Source organism: Sphingobium sp. SG1 (assembly GCF_057063145.1).
This window is the reverse complement of the sequence record NZ_JBVVOJ010000043.1, coordinates 1-7,887: the sequence shown is the minus strand read 5'-3', so window position 1 is coordinate 7,887 and position 7,887 is coordinate 1. Positions and strand designations below refer to the sequence as shown.

Annotated in this window: 7 protein-coding genes; all 7 read left to right on the top strand. The window is 55.6% G+C overall.

The features are described 5' to 3' along the window. Positions 1-164: 164 nt before the first annotated feature. The 7 genes from AC0KVN_RS27155 (at position 165) to AC0KVN_RS27125 (ending at position 7,505) form a co-directional block, all read left to right on the top strand. Positions 165-1,037: an SDR family NAD(P)-dependent oxidoreductase gene (locus AC0KVN_RS27155; protein ID WP_214869425.1), complete on the top strand. Its 873-nt coding sequence runs from the start codon at positions 165-167 to the stop codon at positions 1,035-1,037. A 195-nt stretch (positions 1,038-1,232) separates the two neighbouring features. Beyond that, positions 1,233-1,580, top strand: a complete 348-nt coding sequence (locus AC0KVN_RS27150) for a hypothetical protein (protein WP_234893261.1) — start codon at positions 1,233-1,235, stop codon at positions 1,578-1,580. Positions 1,581-1,810: 230 nt separating this feature from the next. Further along, positions 1,811-3,790, top strand: coding sequence for a TadE/TadG family type IV pilus assembly protein (locus AC0KVN_RS27145; RefSeq protein ID WP_483656753.1), 1,980 nt, complete (start codon positions 1,811-1,813; stop codon positions 3,788-3,790). Next, positions 3,787-4,404, top strand: a complete 618-nt coding sequence (locus AC0KVN_RS27140) for a TadE/TadG family type IV pilus assembly protein (protein WP_435568940.1) — start codon at positions 3,787-3,789, stop codon at positions 4,402-4,404. Before AC0KVN_RS27145 ends, AC0KVN_RS27140 begins: the two co-directional genes overlap by 4 nt. Positions 4,405-4,415: 11 nt before the next feature. After that, positions 4,416-5,051 (top strand): TadE/TadG family type IV pilus assembly protein, encoded by a 636-nt coding sequence (locus tag AC0KVN_RS27135; RefSeq protein WP_435568939.1) that lies wholly within the window; start codon positions 4,416-4,418, stop codon positions 5,049-5,051. A 15-nt stretch (positions 5,052-5,066) separates the two neighbouring features. Further along, positions 5,067-5,342 (top strand): hypothetical protein, encoded by a 276-nt coding sequence (locus AC0KVN_RS27130; protein WP_435568938.1) that lies wholly within the window; start codon positions 5,067-5,069, stop codon positions 5,340-5,342. Between the two features lie 87 nt (positions 5,343-5,429). After that, positions 5,430-7,505, top strand: a complete 2,076-nt coding sequence (locus tag AC0KVN_RS27125) for a putative bifunctional diguanylate cyclase/phosphodiesterase (protein ID WP_435568937.1) — start codon at positions 5,430-5,432, stop codon at positions 7,503-7,505. Positions 7,506-7,887 lie beyond the last annotated feature (382 nt).

Sequence of the window (7,887 nt, the reverse complement as noted above, 5' to 3'; positions counted from 1 at the left end):
TTCTTGCTCGGCATTCAATGTCCCTTTCGCGGTCCAGACTATCATAGTCTCTGGGCCACTCAGCGGGGGGCAGATCACCCCAGCCCCCCCACCAATTGAGATGCTCCGAGAGTTCCATGGATCGGCTAACAACACCCTTCGGCTTTTACTCTACAGCTGCGGACGTGCTCCGCAGCATCGACCTTACCGGAAAGAGGATCATGGTGACGGGAGGCGCTGCCGGGATCGGCCTCGAGACAACCCGCGCACTTCTGCTTGCCGGAGCGCATGTCACCTTGGCGGTGCGACGGCCAGACGCCGTCGCCGCCGTCGTGGAGGAGCTCCGCGGGCAGGCGCGCGGCGCTGCGGTCGATGTGCGTTCGCTCGACCTCGCCGACGTTCGCTCGGTGCAAGGCTTCGTGGACGGGTGGTCGGGTCCGCTGCACGCCCTCATCAACAATGCCGGCATCATGGCTCTGCCGGAGCGCCAGCTCTCCCCGCAGGGTTTCGAGCTCCAGTTCGCGACCAACTATCTCGGACACTTCGCGTTGACGTGGGGCCTGCGCGACGCGCTGACGTTGGCCAACGGCGCCCGCGTCGTTTCCATCAGCTCGAGCGGGCATCTGTTCTCGCCAGTGATCCTCGACGACCTCAACTTCGACTTCGTGCCATACACCCCGATCGGCGCCTACGGGCAGTCGAAGTCGGCCACGGCGCTGATGTCCGTCGCGATCACGCGGCACTGGGCCGATCGCGGGATTGTCTCCAACGCGCTCAATCCCGGCGCGATCGCGACCGGGCTGCAGCGCCACACCGGCGGGCTTCGGACGCCTGTCGAGCGACGCAAGACGCCGGAGCAGGGCGCAGCGACGAGCGTCCTTCTCGCAGCCTCTCCGCTCCTTGAGGGTATCGGTGGGCGCTACTTCGAGGACTGCAACGAAGCGACTTCGGTGACATCGCGGCCTACGGACTTCTCAGGCGGCTATGCGGCCTATGCGATGGACGGCGAGAACGCCGAACGGCTCTGGACTATCTCGCAGGCCCTGACCGGCGCCTGAGCGCCTTCGTCGCAAACCCTTTTTTTTACTGCAAGGATGGCCGATTTCAACATTATAGGTCGCTTTTGAAGGCAGCAGCGACCGGCATTTGTCGCACGACGCGGCATACGCTGCCGGCAATCGTCGACCCTTTGAAGACTCTCAGCTGCCAATTTCCGATGCTTAAGCGCGGTCCGTCCGCTAGGCGAGAATCGCATGGCCTGCGGGCGTCAGTTCAAGAGCACGTGGACGGCGTGTCACGAGCTGGCCCGTCTGCGCTTCGGCATCGAGGTTGTACCGTTCGATGGCACGGTTCGACCCCTAGAGCCGCAGATGGCGGGCGACGCTGCGCTGTGGCGGGAGATCGCGATCCGCGAGGGACTAGCGGAGCCGGATCTCATCCGGCTTGCATCACCTTGGCATACCGATGCTGATCTGGGGCAGCCGGCCGAGGTCGTCGCAGAGGAACAAGGCCGGCGGCTTGGTTTCACCGGATACCAACCCACCGCCGATGCGCTTTTCGCCCTGTTCAAGCGACTAGGCGTTGATAGACTGATTCCGTGACGGGCTGAGAGATCAGGCCAAAGTTTTCGGCGGCGGCGCCTCTTATGATACGCGCAGAGCCAGAATTCGGCTCCTCAGATACACACCAAATGCCATCTAATATGGCCAAATTTACGCGAGAAAATTACGCAAAATTGGCATTTATTGATCTATGTTACGGTAATGTCGAGATTACTTAACTTGCTATAAACCTCGATACGCCATGACCACACACTCTGAAGGGATGGGTCATGGGTTTTCTGGGGCGCTTGCGCGAAAATGAAGCTGGCAATGTGCTTGTCATGGTTGCAGCCGGATTTCTGCCACTTCTGGGCTTTATCGGTGGCGGCGTCGATATGGCGAGAATCTATCTGGTGAAGACCCGCCTGCAGCATGCTTGCGACGCAGGCGCGCTCGCTGGTCGCAAACAGATGGCAGGCGGAGCATGGGCGGCAAATAATGAAAAAGCCCGGACCACCGCTGAGGGCATTTTCAACATTAATTATGTGCCCGGCTCTTACGGCTCAAGCGAGCTGAGCAAGCGTTTTTCTGAAAGTCAGGGGAAAGTATCCGGTTCGGCGTCCGTCATCATTCCCATGACGGTCATGGTTATTTTCGGTTACGGGACCAAGACGATTTCGGTCAATTGCGACGCCGAAATGCGCATCCCCAACACCGATGTCATGTTCGTCCTCGATACCACGGGTTCGATGGCTTCGGTCAATCCTGGCGATGGTGATACGAAGATCAATGGCCTTAAGCAGGCTGTAAAATGCTTCTATGAGGCTCTCGCAAAAATTGACACATCCGCCCAGTGCGGCAGCAACCCGACTGGCTATCGCAACAATGACGTACAGTTACGCTTCGGCTTCGTCCCATATTCTTCGAATGTAAATGTCGGGCGATTGCTACGCAACGACTGGATGGTCGACACCGCACTCTACCAATCACGAAAGGCTAAGACGACAGGCAATACCGACGTTGACGGATTCAAGGAGGGCACGGCGGAGGTCACGTCCACAGAACAAGTCCCCTACAGCATGAATTGGAGCGCGTGGGAAAATCACGGCACGGCTGGTGGCACGAGTTGCAACGGCCGGATCCCTGCCAATTCAATCGAAATGACGGGGCCCGAGAGTGCTCCCTATGCCCAGAGTACGACTGGTAGCGGTGCCAACCGGGTGGTGAGTTGGTCAACCAACCAGGATGGTCGCTACTACAATTATCAGGGTGTGATGGTGGGCGGAAAATGCCAGATACAACGGCGTTATATCAGCGGCTATTTGAAGCGGAACTATCAGCGGACCGATACGACCGGCTTCAAGGAATATGAATATGGTCAACTCAGCTTCGATGTTTCGGGGCTGAAGGCTGGCGCGGACGGTTGGAAGGCCAGCATTGTTGCTCCGGTCGGCCCCTATGGGCAGGCAGCTACCGTGGCTTGGGATGGCTGCGTCGAAGAGCGCCAGACCTATCAGAACACCGACGATAGCCCGGCAGGCGAATTCGCACCAATCCCATCGAATGCGTTCGACATGAACATCGACATGATACCTGATGGATCCGATGCCACAAAATGGAGGCCACTTCTGCCCGATCTGGTCTGGGGGCGCTACGACAGCAACGGCAACTGGACCGTTTCGAAGGTCAAGACCAGCTCAGATCTCAATCGCAACTATACATATGCGTGCCCGACAGCTGCCTCCAAACTCAAGAGCTATCCATCGGCGAACAGCTTTGAGTCTTATGTCAATACCCTCTACCCCAACGGCAACACCTATCATGACATAGGTTTGCTGTGGGGCGCGCGACTTATGTCGCCCACAGGAATCTTCGGACCGGAGAATGCCTTCACGCCCACGGGGGGCGAAATCGAACGGCATCTGGTTTTCATGACCGACGGCGATACGGTCACGAGCAACCAAGGCTATACGGCTCATGGCATTGCTTGGTGGGACAGGCGCCAGACCCGCAGCAATGCTGGGCCAGGCGCATCTCTCCTGACAGCTGTCGTGAATGAGCGCACGAAGGCTCTGTGTTCCGCAATCAAGTCCAAGAACATCACCTTGTGGGTGGTCTCATTTGGTAATGGCGTCAGCACGAACGCCCAGGCGCTGCTGCAGTCCTGTGCTTCGCCCAATCGCTATTATGTGGCAGCCAATAGTGCCACGTTGATCTCAAATTTTCAGCAGATCGCCGATGAAATCTCACAGCTGAGACTGACAAAATGAGTTGGCAACAAACTTCAAGATGCAGGATCCTGGCGGATCAATCCGGCGCCACAATTGTCGAGTTCGGCTTGGTATCGACGGTCTTTGTTACCACGCTCCTAGGCTTTCTGGACCTCGGACACAGCCTCTACATGCAGTCTGTTCTGCAAGGCGCAGTGCAGAAAAGTGCTAGAGACGCGACGCTGGAAAGTGGCAAGTCGGAAGCACAGCAGTCTCAACTTGATGCAACGGTACGCGAACGCGTCGAGCATTTGGCCGCGAACTCATCGATTACTTTCTCGCGGCGATATTTCCGAGATTTCACGAAAGCGGCCCAAGCCACTGCAGAGCCCTTTCAGGACATCAACAACAATGGTCGCTGCGATGGTGATGAACCGTTTCAGGACAATAATCACAATACGATATGGGACCGCGATGGCGGTGACAATGGACAAGGCGGCGCCAAGGATAATGTCGTATATACTGTCCAAATCACGTATCCACGCCTGTTCCCCATGGCCCGGCTCATAGGCATGTCCGAGATGGCAACCGTCGAAGCGCGGACGGTCCTGGGAAATCAGCCATTTGGTGAGCAGGGCAGCTATGGCTCGCCAACAGTCGGGCACTGCCCGTGAAGCTACTGTCGATGGTCATCAAGCTGCTAGAAAATAGTCGGGCAGTGGCAGCCGTGGAATTCGGTCTGGCTCTGCCGTTGATGTCGACGATAGCGCTGTCGGGAGCCGAACTGACCAACTTCGTGACGACCAAGATGCGTATCAGTCAATTGGCGCTTCATGTCGCGGACAATGCCGCGCGCATGGGTACTGGCACGGTTTTGGCCAACAAGCAGATCACGGAGGCGCAGATCAATGACCTGCTCACCGGTGCTGGGCTACAAAGTGGGCGGCTTGATCTCTTTGGCCATGGCCGCGTCATACTCAGCAGCATTGAGCCAATTGAGAATCCTAATCCTACCAACCGCTTTCGAATAAGATGGCAGCGGTGCCGTGGGGCAAAGACCTGGCCCTCGTCGCAGGGCCGTGCAGGGGACAGCAACCTTTCTGGCGCAACGGTGGGAGGGCAAACCGCGACCGCACCCGACGATGGCGCCCTCATGTTTGTCGAGATCGCCTATGACTATCAGCCTCTCATTGCGCGCCTGTTCGTGCCGCTAAGTCAAATCACTGCGACAGCCGCGATGACCGTCCGCGACCAGCGGGATTATGGGGGGGGGACCAACGGCATCTACAACAACGAAAATATGGTGCCGTCCACATGCTGAAGGAGCAGTCGGAAAATGGATAAACTCATCTACCTGGCACTCGGCATTGGCGCCATCATAGTGGCAGCAAGTGACCAGGATGGCGAGAGCCAGCCGGGCAAGTCTTCGCCAACCATTGCCCCGGCAGCGGCAATGCACGAGCAGAGCCGAATGATTTTGCCTGCCAAGCCGAGTGGCAATGCGGCGCCTTCAGTGGCGAATGAGGAATATCTCGAGCCCGTAAACCCCATACCTGAAGCGGCAGACCTAGGAGGCAGAGTAATCCAGGACAGGTTTCAGTCGGACGGCTAGGCCACGTGCCTTCCCTTCCACACATATGATTTCAACTGCGCAGCAAACTGGTCACAGAATATGGTTTTGCGTTCACCTCGTCCTCTCATGGCCACGCAAGCAGCTTTGACCGATGGGCAAGCCTCGCGCCTGCTTGAAAAATATGAAGAAAGCGGTGCGGGTTGGTTCTGGGAAACCGGCATTGATGGCTCACTGAATTATCTTAGCTCGAAAGTCTCGCGCGCCATGGCGGGAAGTGGCATTTCGCCCAAGAGCCTAACCGACCTCGTCGATAATGAAGCCAGCTTGGCAGAAGAGGCGTCCGAGCGGAGTCTGAGTTTCTACCTTACGTCGCGCTTGCCCTTTGAAGGATTGGTGCTCAAGTCCAAAGGCCAGCATGATGTATGGTGGTCAATCACCGGCGAACCAAGTCATGATGAAGTTGGACGATTTCGCGGTTTCGTAGGTTTCGCGCTGGATCTGACAGATCAGAAAAATTCAGAGATCAAACTGCTGCAGCTGGCGCGTTTTGATTCCCTAACCAATCTCGCCAACAGAGATACGATGCGGCAGGCGCTTGAAAATAGCATCATGTCGTCGGTGCATCGTAAGCATCGTTGCTCCACGATGATCCTGGACCTTGATCGCTTCAAATTCGTCAACGACACGTTTGGCCATCTTGTAGGCGATCAACTCCTGAAAAGCGTATCGGAGCGACTGGTCAAGATTATCGCCGGCAGGGGGCAGGTCGGGCGCCTTGGTGGCGACGAATTCCAAATAGTGTTCGCCGACATTTGTGAACAGGACAGGTTATCGTCGATCGCCATCGATATAATCCACAGTCTATCCCAGCCATACCTCATACAATCGCATCTGGTCACAATTGGCACGTCGATAGGGATTGCTATTTCGGATTACGATCAGCGATCAGCGATCGATATGGTGCGAGATGCCGATTTGGCTCTCTATTCAGCTAAAGCTGCCGGCAGGGGCGCCTATCGCTTCTTCGCGACGGAGATGCATGAGCAAGCGCTTTTAAGGCAGCAGATCGAAGAAGATATGCGCCGGGCAATAGAGCGAGGTGAGTTCCATCTTGTCTACCAACCCGTAGTGCACACTGTAACGGGCCATCTTGTTGGATTTGAGGCCCTGGTTCGCTGGACGCATCCAACACAAGGCATCATCTCTCCCGGAATCTTCATCCCAATTGCAGAGGAATCCGGAATTATCACCGAACTTGGTGAATGGGTTCTACGAAATGCTTGCCTGGAGGCATCCAAATGGCCTGAGAACATTTCAGTCGCTGTGAACATTTCACCAGTCCAGTTCTCAAGTCAGTCCCTTCCCTCTTTAGCTGCCAGTGCCATTGCGTATGCAGGAATATCAGCAAATAGGCTCGAGCTGGAAATCACAGAGGGAGCATTGCTCAATGATACGGCAAAGACGAGATCTGCTATTACGTCTCTCAAAATGCTGGGCGTTAAAATTTCTCTCGATGATTTTGGAACCGGATTTTCGAGCTTAGGATATCTAAAAAGCATTCCATTCGACAAAATTAAAATTGATCAATCCTTCGTAAAAGGAGCCACTGCATCTGGAAACAATAACGTCCATATCATCAAGGCTATAGTTGGCCTTGCAGGTGATCTTGGCATGGTCACGACTGCAGAAGGCGTAGAGACGGAAGATCAGCTTGCGCTCATTCGTGAGTTGGGCTGCACGCTCATTCAGGGATATATTTATGGACGGCCGATGGACGCGGCGGCCGCCTTGGAAAGAACAAAAAGCGAAACGGCAATTGCTGACGGATACATGGTTGACCGCGCGGAACGGCGAAGGATCATTCGGGCGGGACGTATCATTACCGATTCTGCAAATGAAGCCGTAAGGATGCGAAACCTCTCCCGCACGGGCGCGATGGTCGAAACGGATCTCAAATTGCAGGTCGATGACCATGTCTGGCTTGAAATAGGCATGCCCGCACCTCTTGAAGCGGTGGTGCGTTGGACGGAAAATGGCAGAGCAGGCGTGAAATTCATGCAGGCCATCAATCTGGATGAAGTCCTGCAGACAAAGTCCAAGAGTGAGTTCAGCACGTTTGTGCCGCAATATCTCTCGCAGCAGAGTGTAGCTCAATATGCCGACAAGGAAAGGCTAACCCCCAAGGCATTGCTACGTAGATAGCTATTACTGATAGAGAGGTTAAATCTGCACGCATTTCCGCAAGATTGCCTGCGAGTGAGTAGCCCCTATTTTTCTAGACCCTTGCGTTTTGAAATTTGCTGCCGTTCGAACTGCGCGGTGACAGCACCCCGTTCCTGACCTGCTTGCGCACCGGGTTCACCGCCATTCTATAGTGCATTGAGGCCTCTTTCGAAATCGGCAGCAAAATTCCGGTTTGAACTGGGTGCAGCTGCGTGAATAAGTGGCTGCTGTCAGGCATTCATTTGGTGGCATGACTGTCTGGAAATTTTGGTGAAGCGGATCTCAGAGCCTGTCTTGAATCTCATGCGTAACGAGCGATGCGCCTGATGAGGACGACGGCAGCAGCGGCATATAGGAGTGC